Below are 14,210 nucleotides of genomic sequence, written 5' to 3' on the forward strand. Positions count from 1 at the left end.
GACCCGAGCGTACGGTGCCGGGGCAAACGGGCCGGTCAGTCGTGGTTGTGGGTGGAGGAGGTGTCGTCCGGCGGCACGGTCCGTCCGCCGTCGCTCCCGCTGACCACCACCACGACCAGCGCCACCATGACGCCGACCACCGTGAGCCGGCCGCCCAGGCGCAGCGCCCAGCGGGTCCGGGAGGTGGTGGCACCGGGCGTCAGGGGCAGCTTCTCGGAGCGGCGGGCCGGGCGCAGCAGACGGACGAGCAGCAGGGCGCCGATCGGCAGCTGGATCAGCCAGACGCCGGTGCGGAACCAGCCGTCGTACCAGACGTTCGTCCCGTACAGCAGGGTGTGCCAGACGCTCAGCACGTAGACCACGATCACGAAGCGGTGCAGGACGCGCCAGGTTTTCGGGCCGATGCGGTGGCGTACGTAGAAGAGCAGGCCGAGCGGTATCGCGAGGTACAGCGCCGCCTGGCCGATCGGGATGGCGACCTGTCCGGTTCCCGAGGTGTAGCCGCCCGGGACGAACGTCTCGATGAAGGCGGTGGCCAGTGCGGAGTTCCAGGCATCGGTGGAGTGCCGGAACAACTCGGCGCCGAACAGCAGCGCGTGAGCCGCGATCAGCGCGATGGTGTTGAGGCTCGTCGTGCGGTGCAGGCGCTCCAGCCGGGGGCCGGAGAGCGGCAGGCGGCCCGGGCGCTGTCCGGAGAGCAGGAGCCCCAGGATGACCGTTCCCCAGGCCCAGAGCAGCGCGGACCAGCCGAACGCCTGGCTGAGGAAGTACATCCAGAAGCCGCCCGCGTCGGCCATGAACGGCATCACGGAGACCGTGGAGGAGGTCTTGTTGCGGATGCGTATGTAGAGCAGGACGAAGACGGCCGCCGTCACCAGGAGTGCCACGAGCCCGTCGGGCCAGGAGGCGCGCAGATCGGAGCGGAGAGTGGTGCGCTGCGTCGGACGGGGCTGCCGGGGGCCGGGGAGCCGGGCGTCCGGCGTGACGCCGGTCCCGGGGGATCCGGTGGGGACTCCGGCGGCCGCTGCCGGTTCGGGTGCGGGGTGCTGGTTCGTCATGCGGCCTCTTCGGGGCGTCGGCTGGCGGGGCGGACGCGTCGGCCCCGGGCCACGAGGCGTGTGCGGGCGCGTCGTTGGAGCAGTCGGCGAGGGAGGGAGGGAAGTTCCCGCGAAAGCTGTGTGACATGAATCACAGAGATGGCGCCCTAGGGCAAACGGGGTGAACTCCCGCTGTTTCCGCATCTGCCGGTCTTCTCCGCGAGGTGGGTGCGGCTGGCACGATGGCCGCCATGGGAGCCGGAACCGCACTCCGCCTCGCCCGCACCGCGCTGTTCGCGGTCGTGTGCGTCGCCGTGTCCGGGCTCGGTCACGCCCTGATGTCCGACGGACCCCTGCCACTGCCGCCCCTGCTCGCCGTCCTCGTACCGGTCGCGGGCGCCGGCTGGTGGCTCGCCGGCCTCGAACGGAACGCCCCGGTCACCGTATCGGCCCATGTGCTGGGCCAGTTGGGACTGCACGCCTACTTCACCGCATCCGCCACGGGGGGAGCGCACCACGCGCACGGGGCGATGCCCCACGCCTCCCACGCGGGCCCGGCCGGGGACGTCTCGCACCGCATCGAGCTGCTGGCGGCCTTCGACGCCTCGGTCTTCACCACCGGCATGGCCGCCTCCCACGCGGTCGCCGGGCTGATCTGCGGCTGGTGGCTGTGGCGCGGCGAGGTGGCTCTCGCCCGGCTGGGCCGCTGCCTGGCCCTCTTCGTACGAACCCCGCTGCGGACGGCCTGGTGCCTCTGGTCGGCGACACCCTCCGACGGTGTCTCGCCTGTACGGCTGCGCACCCGCCGCCGCCCGGGCCGCCGCCTCCAGGACCTCCTCAGCCTGCACGCCATCTCCCGGCGCGGTCCACCGCTTCCCGCCCCCTCCCTGTGACCTCCAGCCGCCCACCCGGTTCCGTGTGACCCGGTGGCGGTACGGGTGTGCGCTCGCGCTCGCACCCGTGACAGGCATGCCGGTTACGCCGGACCGCCCCCAGGGGCCGTCCGCGCGCCCGGCCACGCGGGGCCGGGCGACGACCACGCCACGGCTCCGCCAGGACGCGAAGGACTGCTGTGACCCCTACTGCCACCCCCCTCTCCGCCGGGCCGCCCCTCTCCGCCGGGCCGCCCCTCCCCGCCGGGCCGCCCCTCACCCCGGTGCCCCGGCCCCGGGTGTACGCCACCCGACAGAACGACGTACAGATCACCGACTGGGCGCTGGCCGCTGGCGGCGGCGACCGGGAGGCCGCCGACCGCTTCGTCCGGGCGACCTACGAGGACGTCCGCAGGTTCGTCGCCTACCTCAGCGCCGACGTCCCCGGCGCCGACGACCTCGCCCAGGAGACCTACCTGCGGGCGATGAGCGGACTGGCCCGCTTCGCCGGACGCTCCTGCGCCCGCACCTGGCTGCTCTCCATCGCCCGGCGCGTCGTCATCGACCGCCACCGCACGGCCGCCGTGCGACCCCGCACCGCCGACACCGCCGACTGGCAGGGCGCGGCGGAACGGGCCCAGCCACGCCACCTCCCCGGCTTCGACGAGTCGGTCGCGGTCTTCGACGCCCTGGGCCGCCTGGACCCGGCGCGCCGTCAGGCATTCGTCCTCACCCAGGTGCTCGGGCTCTCCTACGAGGAGGCGGCGGACGCGGCGGGATGCCCTGTCGGTACGGTGCGCTCGCGCGTGGCGCGCGCCCGCCGGGAGCTGGCCGGGCAGTGGCGTACGGAGCCGGGGGAGCGGGTGACGGTGGACGCCGGTTCAGCCACGTAGGTCGGGGACCGTCTCCGCCCGGGGCTCCGACCGGCCCCGGGCGGTTCGGCGGCTCAGCAGGAGCACCGGCAGCAGCAGGCACTGGACGCAGACCGCCGCCCAGAACGCCCGCGCCGAACCGGCCGACTCCGCTGCCGCGTACAACTGCCCGCCCACCACCCCGCTGGCGAACGCGCCGATGCCCGCCGCGAGCCGCTGCCGGCCGAACACGGTGGCCGGGGGACAGGCGCTACGGGCCAGCGCCTCCAGATCGTTCTTCAGGAAGAGCACGATCTCGCCCAGACAGAGCAGTGCCCCGCCCACCGCGATGCCCACGTGCCCGCCCCCGGCGATCGCCGCCATGCCCGCCGCCATGGCCCCGAACCCCCACCGCAGCGCCGCCGGATAGCTCAGAGCGGCGATCCACTCCGCCAGCAGCGGCTGGGCCACGACGAGGAGGGCCGCGTACCCCATCAGGACCACGCCGTAGTAGCCCGCCGATGTCCGGGGCACCGCGTACAGCGCCAGGTAATGCTGGAAGAACATGAACGCGTAGACGCTCACCACCGTGACCAGGAACGGCGAGAGCCCGGACCGTGCGGGGCTCCCGCTCGGAGCCCCGCACGCGACCGCCTGCGAACGGGCCTTCTCGCGCGGCAGGAACGCGTGCCCCACCCCGACCAGTGCGAACAGCCCGGCGACGCAAGCGAAGAGCACCCCGGGGGAGCCCATCACCAGCGGGGCGGCGGCCGGGGGACCGAGCGCCATCCCCGCGTTGAACGCCGAACTGCTCGCCGACAGCAACCGTGGCCGGCCCGCCTCCGGTGAACCGTCCACCAGGTATGCCTTGTTGGCCGGGAGGTAGAGCGCCGCGCCCGCCGAGACCAGCATCAGCGCGCCGATCGCCGGCACGGGGCTGCTCAACCCCGGTACGAACGCGGCGAAGCCGGCCGTCCGCAAGGCCAGCGCCAGCGACATCGACCGCCGCAGCCCGATCCGCGCGGCGACCGGGCCCGCGACCACGCCGCCGGCGAACTGGATGAGCGAGGCCACCGCCAGCACGAAGCCGACCATGCCGATCCCGAGGCCGAGCCGCTGGTGCAGCAGGACCGACATGTACGGCAGCACGGCGAAGCTGCCCAGCGTGATCAGGAACGAGCCCGCCAGCAGGAACCCTTGGGGAGCGGTGAAACGCCTTTCTTCCGGGACCCGTTCAGGACTCACCCAGCCCTCACGGCGTGTCCGCGATCACCGGGCGGACCCGGACCGCCGCACTCCACGCCCGGTGCTGGGCCAGCTCCGCCGTCGCCGCCTCGGCCAGCACCATGCCCGTGCACCCCCGCTGGTCGCCCACATGCGCCAGGGTCTCGCCGGGTTCGCGGACGGGGTACCACTCCACGGACCCGGGAAAGGCGGCGAGTCCGTCCAGGCCGTGCCAGCCCTTCAGGACCCCGGGCCGGTCCGCGTAGACGAGGACGAAGCCGTACGAGGGCCCCTGCCCCTCGAGCGGGGTGTCCAGCAGCCGGGGGCGGCGGCCCAGCGCCTCGTCCACCATCGCCGTGTACACATTGGTCCCCAGGGCCCGGCAGAGCACCTCGCCGACCAGAGCGCCGCCGATCCGCCGGTTGACCTCCACCAACTCCGGCCCCTCGGCGGTCAGGATGAACTCCACATGGGCGAACCCCCGCCGGTGCCCGGCCACTTCGAGCACCCGCCCCACCCACGCCTCGATCGTGTCCCGCTCCCCGCCCGGAAGCACCACCGGGAACGCCGCGACCTCCTCCCGTACCACCGACGTCCGGGACGTCTGGCGGCTCAGCACCCCCAGCAGCCGGGTGGTCCCCTCCCAGCTCAGGGTCTCCGCGCTGTACAGCGGACCGGCGAGGAACGCCTCCGCGAACAGCGCCCCCTTCAGCGGCTGTCGCGCGGCTTTGGCCAATGCCCGGTGCAGCGCCTCCTCGTCGTGCACGATCCACACCCCGCGTGACGAGGTGCCCGCCGAGTCCTTCAGTACGGCGGGCAGTCCGACCGCACGCAGGACGGCGTCAGCCCCTTCCGGCCCGGGCGGCACGGCAACGGCGGTCGACCGGCTCAGCCCCCGCGCGTACAGCGCCTCCCGGACCCGGCGCTTGTCCCGCAGCAGCCGGACCGCTTCCGGGTCCGGGCCCGGCAGCCCCAGCTCGGCGGCGAGCCCGGCAGCCGGCACGCTCCAGGTGTCCGTCGTGTTGATCAGCCCGGCCAGCGAGGGGACGGCGGCCAGTGCCCGGCGGACCGCCTCCGGGTCGTCGGTGTCGACGTCCACGACGTCCAGGGCGTCCGGTGGCAGGGTGGCCAGCTCGTGCCGGTACACCGAGCGGTCACCGGTGAGCAGGCACAGCCGGTGCCCGGTGTCCGCGGCGGCATCGGCCATCCTGCCGAGCCCGAAGGACAGGGACTCCAGAGCGGCGATGGTCATGGAAGCATCTCCACGGTCGGTACGGGGGCGGGGGAGCCCTGTTCGGGCAGACGGGCGGCGTCGGGGGCGGCGCGCCGGCCCCACTCCATCACCGACCACGGCGGCCGCAGGGCGTCCAGCGACGCGATCGGGCGGGGGCGCAGCCCGGCCGGGTCCAGCGCCTCGGCGTGGCGGGTGAACACCCGCTCGGCGTAACGGTGTCCGGTGTCCGCCCCCAGCACCAGATGGATACGGCCCGGGTCGCGCGCCGCCTCCCACGAGGCCGCCAGGTGCGCCGCCCCGGTGGAGAGACCGGCGAACACCGCGTGCCGGCGCAGCAGTCCGACCGCACCGGCCATCGCATGGCGGAAGTCCAGCCAGTGGACGGTGTCGTACAGCTCGTGGTGGACGTTCCCGAAGGGGATGGAGCTGCCGATGCCCGCGATGATCGCCTCCGGGTCGCTGAACTGCTCGCTGCCGAAGGTGACGCTGCCGAACGGCTGGATCCCCACCAGCCGAACCGCCCGCCCCGACTCCCGCAGCGCCCGGGCCAGTCCACCGGTCGAGGCGCCCGTGCCGACCGCTCCCACCACGGTCAGCGGGCCCTCGGGCAGGGACGCGGTGAGGAGATCGGCGAACTCCCGGTACCCCTCGTGGTGCACGGCGTCGTGGTATTGCCGCATCCAGTGGAAGTCCGGCCGCTCGGCCAGCAGCCGGCGCACATGCCGTACGCGCAGCTCCTGGTCCAGGCGCAGGCTCTGTGACGGCGGCATCTTGTCCACGGTCGCGCCCAGGATCTCCAACTGGGCGAGCATCGTGGCGTCGACGGTGGTGGACGCCACGATGTGGCAGCGGAGCCCGTAGCGGTGACAGGCCATGGCCAGCGCCACCGCGTAGATGCCGCTGGAGCTGTCGACCAGCGTCTGGCCGGGCACCACCCGCCCGCGGCGCAGCAGCGAACGGACCGCGCCGAGCGCCGCGTACACCTTCATCGTCTCGAACCGCGCGAGGACCACGTCGCCGTCCAGCCGGATCAGGTCCGGGTCCTTCACGGCGTCGGTGATGTGCTCGTGCACGGTCGCGGTGGCGGCGGAGTGCCGTGCCCCGGCCCTCACTTGCGCTGCCCGCGGACGATGAGCCGGTCGGAGTGCTGGTCGTAGGCCGAACCGTCGAAGCCGCCGAAGCACTCCACGTCGGTGAAGCCCGCCGCCTCGAAGAGGGCGTGCAGTTCGGCGGCGGAGTAGAGCCAGGAGTGGATGGACGCCGTACGGGCCGCGTCCCCGCGCACCAGCGTCCAGTCGGTACGCAGCCGTCGCCAGCTGTCGAGGACGGTGTCGCGCTGGACGACGTACGCCCCGTCCGGCAGGTCCACCACCTTCGGCCGCCCGATCCAGCCGGCGAGCACTTCCTTGCCCATCACGTCGACCAGCAGCCGGCCTCCCGGCGCGAGGCTCTCGTACGCGTTGCGGAGCACCTGGAGATTGTCCTCGGCGTCCTCGAAGTAGCCGAACGAGGTGAAGACGTTCAGGACGACGTCGAAGGCGCCGGGCTCCGCGTACGTGAGCATGTCGGCCCGCTCCAGGCGGACATCGGCCCCTGCCGCGGCGCAGGCGTTCCGGGCCCGCTCCAGCATCGAGGGTGAGAGGTCGACGCCTGTCACCGCGTACCCGCGTGCCGCCAGCGGCACCACGAAGAGCCCCGGTCCGCAGCACAGGTCCAGCACGCGTGAACCCGGTGGGAGGTCCAGCAGGGGCGAGGAGGCGACGAGGGCGGCGGCGGACTCGGCCCGCGCGGGCGGGAACATCGTCGGGGCGAAGTCGGACCAGAGCGCGTCGTCCTCGTACCAGTGCATGCCTCTCGGCCTCCTCCCGGCCCTCGTGGGGCCCGTCGCGCTGAGGTGCCTGGCGTGTGTGCCGCACCTGTCGCCGTGCTGTCCTCCAGTAGTCGGCGGCCCCGCCCGGGAAGTTCCCGCCGCCGCCCATCGGTGAGGGGTGCCCTACGATCACCGGCAGGGGCGGGCCCGGACCGCCCGGGAAGGGAGCGGGGACGCGATGACCTGGACCGAAGTGCCGGTGGACACCGAACCGGCGGCGGGAGCCGTCCTGTTGAGCGGCATCCCGGGCAGCGGCAAGTCCACGGTGGCCGCCGCGCTCGCCGCCCGCTTCGCCGCCTCGGCCCACATCGAGGTGGACGCCCTCCAGCAGTTCATCGTCACGGGCGGGCGGTGGCCCTCTCCGGAGCGGGACGAGGAGGCGGACCGGCAGATCTTCCTGCGGGCCCGCAACGCCTGCCTGCTGGCGGACAGCTTCGCAGCGCCGGGTTCCTGCCGGTCATCGACGACGTGGTCGTACGCCGGGCCCACCTCGGCTTCTACCGGCGGCAGGTCGCCGTCGGGCCGCTGCACTGCGTGGTCCTCGCTCCGGGTGCCGCGGAGGCGGGGGAGCGCAACCTCGCCCGGGACAAGACGCTCACGACCAACTGGTCGTTTCTGGACACGGTGATGCGCGCCGAACTGGCCGACGAGTGCATCTGGATCGACAACGCCCGGCTGACGGTGCAGGAGACGGTGGACGCGGTCCTGGCGGCGACGGGGCTCACGCCCCCCCGGAGCCGCCGACGCGACAGCGAGGCGCTCAGCCCTGTGAACCGTCGGCGGGGCGGCGTTGTCAGACCCCCGTTCCACGGTGGTGACATCTATCCGCGCTGCTGGCTGCCGCGCTGCTGGACGCGCCCCGCCCGGCTGCTCCCGGGCGGGGCGACCCATCGCTGTCAGCCGGCCGACTCACCCGCGTGCGGGCTCAGCACACCGGCCGAGATGAGGACGAAGATGAGGATGCCGAGGGCCACCCGGTAGATGACGAACGGCATGAAGCTCTTGGTGGAGATGAACTTCATGAACCACGCGATGACGGCGTATCCGACGAAGAACGCCACGACGGTCGCGAAGATCGTCGGCCCCCAGGAGACATGCCCCTCGCCCACGTCCTTCAGTTCGTACGCACCCGACGCGAGAACCGCGGGGATGGCCAGCAGGAACGAGTAGCGGGCGGCCGACTCACGGGTGTAACCCATCAGCAGACCACCGCTGATGGTCGCGCCCGAGCGCGAGACACCGGGGACCAGCGCCATCGCCTGGCAGAAGCCGTAGATCAGGCCGTCCCGGATGCCCAGGTCCTTGAGCGTCTTGCGCTCCTTCACCGCGCGGTGCTTGCCGCCCACCTCGTCGCGCGCGGCCAGCCGGTCGGCGATGCCGAGTACGATACCCATGCCGATCAGCGTCGTCGCGATCAGCCGCAGGTCGCGGAAGGGGCCCTCGATCTGGTCCTTGAGCGTGAGGCCCAGCACCCCGATGGGGATCGACCCCACGATGACCAGCCACCCCATCTGGGCGTCGTGGTCGCCGCGCATCTCCTTGTCCGTCAGCGAGCGGAACCAGGCCGACACGATCCGCGCGATGTCCTTGCGGAAGTAGATCAGCACCGCCGCCTCCGTGCCGATCTGGCTGATGGCGGTGAAGGCGGCTCCCGGGTCGTGCCAGCCGGCGAACGCGGCGGTCAGCCGCAGATGGGCGCTGGAGGAGATCGGCAGGAACTCGGTCAGTCCCTGAACGAGTCCCAGGACGAATGATTCGAACCAGCTCATGGGGCTTCGGCCATCCCGGAAATGATCGTGCATCGGCCAGGGACGACTGGGCCCGTCGGCAGAGTGCGGCGTGCGGAGTACGGAGTGCGGTCGAGGACATCAAGGACATCGAGGTCGCGGGCAGCGTATCGCCTGAAAGTGAACGCCAGGCCGACCGCAGCGGTCATCCACGTGCCGGCGTCCGCTCACTTGTCCGGCGGCGTGTCCCGGCCGAGCCGGTGGCGCTTGCGCCAGGCCACCAGCGCCCCGCCGAGACCGGAAACCACGATGAACCCCATCGCCGCCAGGAAGAGGGGCGAGGTCGGCGACGCGGCCTCGCTGCCCGCTATGACGTACGCCGCCGTGTTCGGGATGGAGCCCAGTCCGGTGGCCAGGAGGAAGGGCGGGTAGCCCATGCGGGAGGTCGCCGCGCAGTAGTTGGCGGCCGCGAACGGGATGCCGGGGAAGAGCCGGAGTGCCAGTACCGAGCGGAAGCCGTGCCGGCTTAGCACCCCGTCGGCGGCGGTGAGCACCTTCCCGCGCAGCAGCGTGCGCAGCGCGTCCTGGCCCAGCACCCGGCCCAGCATGAACGAGACGCCCGCGCCGAGCACCGTGCCCGCCAGGGCCGCCGCCAGACCCGTCTGCGTGCCGAAGAGCGCCCCCGCCGCGAGGTTGAGGAGCGGGCGCGGCACGAACGCCACGGTCAGCGCCCCGTACGCCAGCCCGAACAGCATCGCCGCACCACTGCCGGTCAGCTGCTGCGGCCAGCCCGACGCCAGCAGTCGCTGTGGCTCGAACAGCAGCATCGTCGAGGCGGCGCCCAGCAGCACCGCGACGAGCAGCGAGAACCGGGACCAGGGGGAGAGCAGCGCCTTCGAACGACGAAGGGCCGTGGCGCCGGCGGGCCGGGCGGTGGGGACGGGGTCGAACATTCGGGGAGAGTAACCGAAAAGGGTGTGTGATCGCCGTAATGTGCGTCGCGTGGACCCAGCCGCAGCCCCCGCCCCCGCCGTACCGGACAGCCGGCTCGCCGACACCGTCCTCGCACGGCTGACCGAGCTGTACGCCCCGGCCGCCGACCCCGTACGGGCCGAGGGCGCCGCCGCGTACATGAAGTACATCGCCCCGTTCCTCGGGCTGCCCACCCCGCAGCGGCGAGCCCTGTCGAAGGCCGTGCTGGCCGGCACCGGACGGCCTGACGAGCGGGACTGCACGGCGATCGTGTTGCGCTGCTGGGAGCTGCCCGAGCGCGAGTACCAGTACTTCGCCGTCGACTACCTCCGCCGGTACGTGACCTCCTGCTCCTCCGGCTTTCTGCCCGTCCTGCACCACCTGGTGACCACCACTCCCTGGTGGGACACGGTCGATCTGCTCGCCGCGCATGTCGCCGGGCCGTTGGTCGCCGCCGATCCGGCGCTCGCCCGCGCGATGGACCGGTGGATCGACGACGAGAACCTGTGGGCCGCGCGGACCGCCCTGCTGCACCAGCTCCGTTACAAAAAAGCCACCGACACCGACCGGCTCTTCGGCTACTGCCTGCGCCGCGCGGACCACCCTGACTTCTTCATCCGCAAGGCGATCGGCTGGGCGTTGCGGGAGTACGCCAAGACCGACCCCACCGCCGTACGCGACTTCGTCGAGGGCGCCCGGGACCGTCTGTCACCGCTGTCGGTGCGCGAGGCGCTCAAGAACCCCTGAAGTGCGGGGGGACGGGAAAATCATTCGACGCGGCGGCCCAGCCCCGCCATGATCTGGGGCATGTTCCGGTACGCCTTCCTCGCAGCGCGGTCCGCAGTCGCGGACGCGCCGAAGGCTGCCGTGAACGACGCGGTCGCCGAGGCACTCGCCCCGGCCGCAGCAGTCTTCGCAGCAGCGTTCACCGCTGCCGCAGCGCCCGTCGGCGGCGCCCGAAGCTGACCCTCCCCCGACAGTCCGGCGGACCCCGCAAGGGGAGGGTCGGCGGGGCCTTGGGGTCTTCTCCACTCAGCTTCGGGTTCTCCAGAAGGAACGAGCCATGTCCAAGACCGCATACGTGCGCACCAAGCCGCACCTCAACATCGGCACCATGGGCCACGTCGACCACGGCAAGACCACCCTCACCGCCGCCATCACCAAGGTCCTCAGCGAGCGCGGCGGCAGCTCCACCTCCTACGTGTCGTTCGACCGGATCGACCGGGCCCCGGAGGAGGCCCGGCGCGGCATCACCATCAACATCGCGCACGTCGAGTACGAGACCGACACCCGCCACTACGCGCACGTCGACATGCCGGGTCACGCCGACTACATCAAGAACATGGTCACCGGAGCGGCGCAGCTCGACGGGGCGATCCTCGTCGTCTCCGCGCTCGACGGGATCATGCCGCAGACCGCCGAGCACGTCCTGCTGGCCCGTCAAGTCGGCGTCGACCACATCGTCGTCGCCCTCAACAAGGCCGACGCGGGCGACCCCGAGCTGACCGACCTGGTCGAGCTGGAGGTCCGCGAGCTGCTCTCCGCGCACGGGTACGGCGGTGACGCCGTCCCCGTGGTCAGGGTCTCCGGGCTCAAGGCGCTGGAGGGCGACCCGCGCTGGACGGCGGCGATCGAAGGACTGCTGGACGCCGTCGACACGTACGTACCGATGCCGGTGCGCTACACCGACGCGCCGTTCCTGCTCTCCGTGGAGAACGTCCTGACCATCACCGGCCGGGGCACGGTCGTCACCGGCGCGGTCGAGCGCGGCACCGTCCGCGTCGGGGACCGGGTCGCGGTGCTGGGCGCGGACATCGAGACGGTCGTCACCGGTCTGGAGACCTTCGGCAAGCCGATGGAGTCCGCCGAGGCCGGGGACAACGTGGCGCTGCTGCTGCGCGGGGTGGAGCGCGACCGGGTCCGCCGTGGCCATGTCGTGGCCGCGCCCGGCAGCGTGGTGCCGAGCCGCCGGTTCACCGCGCAGGTGTACGTCCTGTCGACGAAGGAGGGCGGCCGGTCGACCCCGGTCACCACCGGCTACCGGCCGCAGTTCTACATCCGTACGGCGGACGTCGTCGGCGACGTGGACCTCGGCGGGACGGCGGTCGCGCGCCCGGGCGACACGGTGACGATGACCGTGGAGCTGGGCCGCGACGTCCCGCTGGAGTCCGGCCTCGGCTTCGCGATCCGCGAGGGCGGCCGCACGGTCGGCGCGGGCACGGTCACCGGCCTGCTCTGAGGGCTGCCGCTGCCCGTCACCCCTGGTCCCAGGGTGACGGGCAGCGGCGTGCGGGGGGCGACAATGGAGGGGTGAACGAGCCGATACCCGTCATCCGTGACGTCGACTGCGGCACCGCCCGGCTGCTGCCCGATGTGGACCGCGACCGCGCCTGGCTGCTCACGGTCGACGAGGCACCCCAGTCCTACGTGGACCTCGACGACCCGTCGTACCTGGAGTTCGAGTACGTACGGCGCCTCGCGCATGTCCTGGACTGCGCGGCGCCCGAGGACGCTCCGCTGGACGTCCTGCACCTCGGCGGCGGGGCGCTGACCCTGCCCCGGTATGTCGCGGCGACCCGCCCCGGCTCGCGGCAGGACGTCGTCGAGGCGGACCGGGAGCTGCTGCGGATGGTGCGGGAACACCTGCCGCTGCCCGACGACAGCGGTATCACCGTGCACGCCGCCGACGCCCGGGCGCGGCTGGAGGCGGCACCGCCCGGGTCCGCCGATGTGATCGTCGCGGACGTCTTCGGCGGCTCCCGGGTCCCGGCCCACCTCACGTCGGTGGAGTACGCGCGGGCCGCCGGGAGGGTGCTGCGCCGCGACGGGATCTACGCCGCCAACCTGGCGGACAGCGCGCCGTTCGCGTTCCTCCGGTCCCAACTTGCCAACTTCACGGCCGCCTTCGCGGAGCTCGCGCTGATCGGTGAACCGGCGGTGCTGCGCGGGCGGCGTTTCGGCAACGTGGTGCTGCTCGCCTCGCACGCCCCGATCGACACGGCGCCGCTCACCCGCCGCTGTGCCGCCGACGCCTTTCCGGGCCGGGTCACCGACGGTCAGGCGCTGGACCGGCTCATCGGCGGGGCCCGCCCGGTGGCGGACGCGGAAGCCGTCGCCTCGCCGGAGCCGCCGGACGGCGCCTTCAGCATCGGCTGAACACGCTGCTGCCCGGCCCGGGGGACAGCGTCCCCGGGCCGGGCGGACGGGCGTCAGCCGTGTGTCAGCCGCGTCGGCCGTATCAGCCGGTGGGCTTGTCGGCGGAGAGGCGGACCGTGCTCAGGATCTGCTGGATGGTGGTGTCCGGCAGCTCGCCCTCGACGTCCTTGGGGCCGTAGAGGATCCAGGTCGAGAACTCGTCGTTGCCGTTCTTGAACGAGAAGGCGATCGACTTGCCGTCGGTGTCGCACTTCTCCTTCTTGGCCAGACCGGTCGCGGTGGCGGTCACGACGCTGCCGGAGAGACCCGACTTCGTGGTGAACGGCTTGGCCGGGGCGATCTTGACCTTGTTCTTCGAGTCGGTCTGGGCGTATGCCGCCCACACCCAGGTGCCCGCCTCGGCCCGCGCTGCCTCGTCGGCGTTCTTCGCCCCCCGCGCGCCCTTCGTCCCGACGCCGGCCAGCTCGGTCTCCTCGTCGCGGCCGTCCTTGTCGGAGTCGTCGACGCACCACTTGCTCTTGTAGTAGGCAGGTGCCGAGAACCCGGCGACGGGTTTGCCCGTGGGGTTCTTGGCGTCCTCGAAGCCGGCGAACATACCCGAGCTGGAGACCTCCCAGTCACCGGGTACGTCGAACTGCGTGCCCCACTTCGGGTTGGTGACCACCTTCCAGCCCGGGATGAGGGGTTCGGGGTCGCCCTCGGGCCCGCGCGGGTTCTCCGCCGGCGCGGAACTCGTGTCCTCCGACGCGCTCGGCTTCGCGCTCGGGGAGGCTGACTTCTTGTCGTCGGCGACGGTCGAGCCGCCTTCGTCGTCCTTGTTGTTCATCACGATGACGCCGGTGACGACGGCCGCCACGACGACAGCGGTCGCCGCGACGATGGCGATGACGGTCGTCTTCTTCTTGCCGTCGTCCGGCTTGGGTCCGCCGGGCGGACCCGGCACCGCGTACTGCGGGACGGTCGGCTGCTGGTAGGGATTGGGCTGCCCGTAGCCCGGCTGCCCGTATCCGGGCTGCTGTCCGTAGCCCGGCTGCCCCGGTTGCGCCGGCTGACCGGGCTGGCCCGGTGGGTATCCGGGCGCGCCGGACCGCCCCGGCTGCTGCCCCTGCTGCGGATATCCCGGCTGCTGATAGGGATTCGGCTGCTGGTACCCCGGCTGCTGGTACGGGTTCTGATTCGGGTCCTGCGGGTTCTGCTCGCCCCCGGGCGGCTGCTGTCCTGGCCACATGGCTGGTAACCATAGATGGGTGGCGTGGCCACTGCTACG

Annotated in this window: 14 protein-coding genes and 1 pseudogene; 7 read left to right on the top strand and 8 right to left on the bottom strand. The window is 72.6% G+C overall.

Annotated features, from left to right (window positions below; all coding sequences use genetic code 11):
* Nucleotides 1–35: 35 nt before the first annotated feature.
* Complete coding sequence (locus ABZ154_RS21860) at nt 36–1,058, bottom strand: ferric reductase-like transmembrane domain-containing protein (protein ID WP_356835023.1); 1,023 nt, start codon at nt 1,056–1,058, stop codon at nt 36–38.
* Between the two features lie 221 nt (nt 1,059–1,279).
* Between ABZ154_RS21860 and ABZ154_RS21865 the strand changes: the two genes are divergently transcribed.
* The gene (locus tag ABZ154_RS21865) at nt 1,280–1,930 is read left to right on the top strand and encodes a hypothetical protein (RefSeq protein WP_356835025.1); all 651 of its coding nucleotides are present in this window, start codon (nt 1,280–1,282) and stop codon (nt 1,928–1,930) included.
* Nucleotides 1,931–2,193: 263 nt separating this feature from the next.
* Complete coding sequence (locus ABZ154_RS21870) at nt 2,194–2,802, top strand: sigma-70 family RNA polymerase sigma factor (RefSeq protein WP_356835148.1); 609 nt, start codon at nt 2,194–2,196, stop codon at nt 2,800–2,802.
* Here the strand turns inward: ABZ154_RS21870 and ABZ154_RS21875 are convergent.
* The 4 genes from ABZ154_RS21875 to ABZ154_RS21890 are packed head-to-tail and all read right to left on the bottom strand — an operon-like array spanning nt 2,791 to nt 7,067.
* Nucleotides 2,791–4,005 carry an MFS transporter gene (locus ABZ154_RS21875; RefSeq protein ID WP_356835027.1) on the bottom strand — a complete coding sequence of 405 codons (1,215 nt, stop codon included), beginning with the start codon at nt 4,003–4,005 and terminating at the stop codon, nt 2,791–2,793. The genes ABZ154_RS21870 and ABZ154_RS21875 overlap by 12 nt on opposite strands.
* Before the next feature lie 7 nt (nt 4,006–4,012).
* The gene (locus ABZ154_RS21880; RefSeq protein ID WP_356835029.1) at nt 4,013–5,236 is read right to left on the bottom strand and encodes an ATP-grasp domain-containing protein; all 1,224 of its coding nucleotides are present in this window, start codon (nt 5,234–5,236) and stop codon (nt 4,013–4,015) included.
* Nucleotides 5,233–6,330, bottom strand: coding sequence for a pyridoxal-phosphate dependent enzyme (locus ABZ154_RS21885; RefSeq protein WP_356835031.1), 1,098 nt, complete (start codon nt 6,328–6,330; stop codon nt 5,233–5,235). The genes ABZ154_RS21880 and ABZ154_RS21885 overlap by 4 nt, the downstream gene beginning before the upstream one ends.
* Nucleotides 6,327–7,067 (bottom strand): class I SAM-dependent methyltransferase, encoded by a 741-nt coding sequence (locus ABZ154_RS21890; protein WP_356835033.1) that lies wholly within the window; start codon nt 7,065–7,067, stop codon nt 6,327–6,329. Before ABZ154_RS21890 ends, ABZ154_RS21885 begins: the two co-directional genes overlap by 4 nt.
* A gap of 199 nt (nt 7,068–7,266) precedes the next feature.
* Here ABZ154_RS21890 and ABZ154_RS21895 point away from each other — a divergent pair.
* Nucleotides 7,267–7,817 (top strand): annotated as a pseudogene (locus ABZ154_RS21895) (AAA family ATPase); the annotation flags it as partial.
* Between the two features lie 167 nt (nt 7,818–7,984).
* Here the strand turns inward: ABZ154_RS21895 and ABZ154_RS21900 are convergent.
* On the bottom strand, nt 7,985–8,857 hold the full coding sequence (locus tag ABZ154_RS21900; RefSeq protein WP_356835035.1) for an undecaprenyl-diphosphate phosphatase: 873 nt from the start codon (nt 8,855–8,857) through the stop codon (nt 7,985–7,987).
* Nucleotides 8,858–9,042: 185 nt separating this feature from the next.
* Nucleotides 9,043–9,768 (bottom strand): TVP38/TMEM64 family protein, encoded by a 726-nt coding sequence (locus ABZ154_RS21905; protein ID WP_356835037.1) that lies wholly within the window; start codon nt 9,766–9,768, stop codon nt 9,043–9,045.
* A 49-nt stretch (nt 9,769–9,817) separates the two neighbouring features.
* Between ABZ154_RS21905 and ABZ154_RS21910 the strand changes: the two genes are divergently transcribed.
* From ABZ154_RS21910 to ABZ154_RS21925, 4 genes are all read left to right on the top strand, one after another.
* Nucleotides 9,818–10,534 (top strand): DNA alkylation repair protein, encoded by a 717-nt coding sequence (locus tag ABZ154_RS21910; protein ID WP_356835039.1) that lies wholly within the window; start codon nt 9,818–9,820, stop codon nt 10,532–10,534.
* Nucleotides 10,535–10,594: 60 nt separating this feature from the next.
* Nucleotides 10,595–10,753, top strand: a complete 159-nt coding sequence (locus ABZ154_RS21915; RefSeq protein WP_356835041.1) for a hypothetical protein — start codon at nt 10,595–10,597, stop codon at nt 10,751–10,753.
* Between the two features lie 97 nt (nt 10,754–10,850).
* Entirely contained in the window at nt 10,851–12,026 is a 1,176-nt protein-coding gene (gene tuf, locus ABZ154_RS21920; RefSeq protein WP_356835043.1) for an elongation factor Tu, read from the top strand.
* Nucleotides 12,027–12,097: 71 nt separating this feature from the next.
* Nucleotides 12,098–12,943 carry a fused MFS/spermidine synthase gene (locus ABZ154_RS21925; protein WP_356835044.1) on the top strand — a complete coding sequence of 282 codons (846 nt, stop codon included), beginning with the start codon at nt 12,098–12,100 and terminating at the stop codon, nt 12,941–12,943.
* Nucleotides 12,944–13,025: 82 nt separating this feature from the next.
* Here the strand turns inward: ABZ154_RS21925 and ABZ154_RS21930 are convergent, their stop codons facing one another.
* Entirely contained in the window at nt 13,026–14,171 is a 1,146-nt protein-coding gene (locus ABZ154_RS21930) for a hypothetical protein (RefSeq protein WP_356835046.1), read from the bottom strand.
* Nucleotides 14,172–14,210: the final 39 nt, after the last annotated feature.

The sequence above is a fragment of the Streptomyces sp. NPDC006261 genome, from assembly GCF_040613515.1.
Classification (GTDB): domain Bacteria; phylum Actinomycetota; class Actinomycetes; order Streptomycetales; family Streptomycetaceae; genus Streptomyces.

Excerpts from the sequence above, each read along its gene's own strand:
- ABZ154_RS21905 (WP_356835037.1), bottom strand. The coding sequence starts at position 9,768 with ATGTTCGACCCCGTCCCCACCGCCCGGCCCGCCGGCGCCACGGCCCTT.
- tuf (WP_356835043.1), top strand. The coding sequence starts at position 10,851 with ATGTCCAAGACCGCATACGTGCGCACCAAGCCGCACCTCAACATCGGC.
- ABZ154_RS21860 (WP_356835023.1), bottom strand. The coding sequence starts at position 1,058 with ATGACGAACCAGCACCCCGCACCCGAACCGGCAGCGGCCGCCGGAGTC.
- ABZ154_RS21930 (WP_356835046.1), bottom strand. The coding sequence starts at position 14,171 with ATGTGGCCAGGACAGCAGCCGCCCGGGGGCGAGCAGAACCCGCAGGAC.
- ABZ154_RS21890 (WP_356835033.1), bottom strand. The coding sequence starts at position 7,067 with ATGCACTGGTACGAGGACGACGCGCTCTGGTCCGACTTCGCCCCGACG.
- ABZ154_RS21915 (WP_356835041.1), top strand. The coding sequence starts at position 10,595 with ATGTTCCGGTACGCCTTCCTCGCAGCGCGGTCCGCAGTCGCGGACGCG.
- ABZ154_RS21900 (WP_356835035.1), bottom strand. The coding sequence starts at position 8,857 with ATGAGCTGGTTCGAATCATTCGTCCTGGGACTCGTTCAGGGACTGACC.
- ABZ154_RS21865 (WP_356835025.1), top strand. The coding sequence starts at position 1,280 with ATGGCCGCCATGGGAGCCGGAACCGCACTCCGCCTCGCCCGCACCGCG.
- ABZ154_RS21880 (WP_356835029.1), bottom strand. The coding sequence starts at position 5,236 with ATGACCATCGCCGCTCTGGAGTCCCTGTCCTTCGGGCTCGGCAGGATG.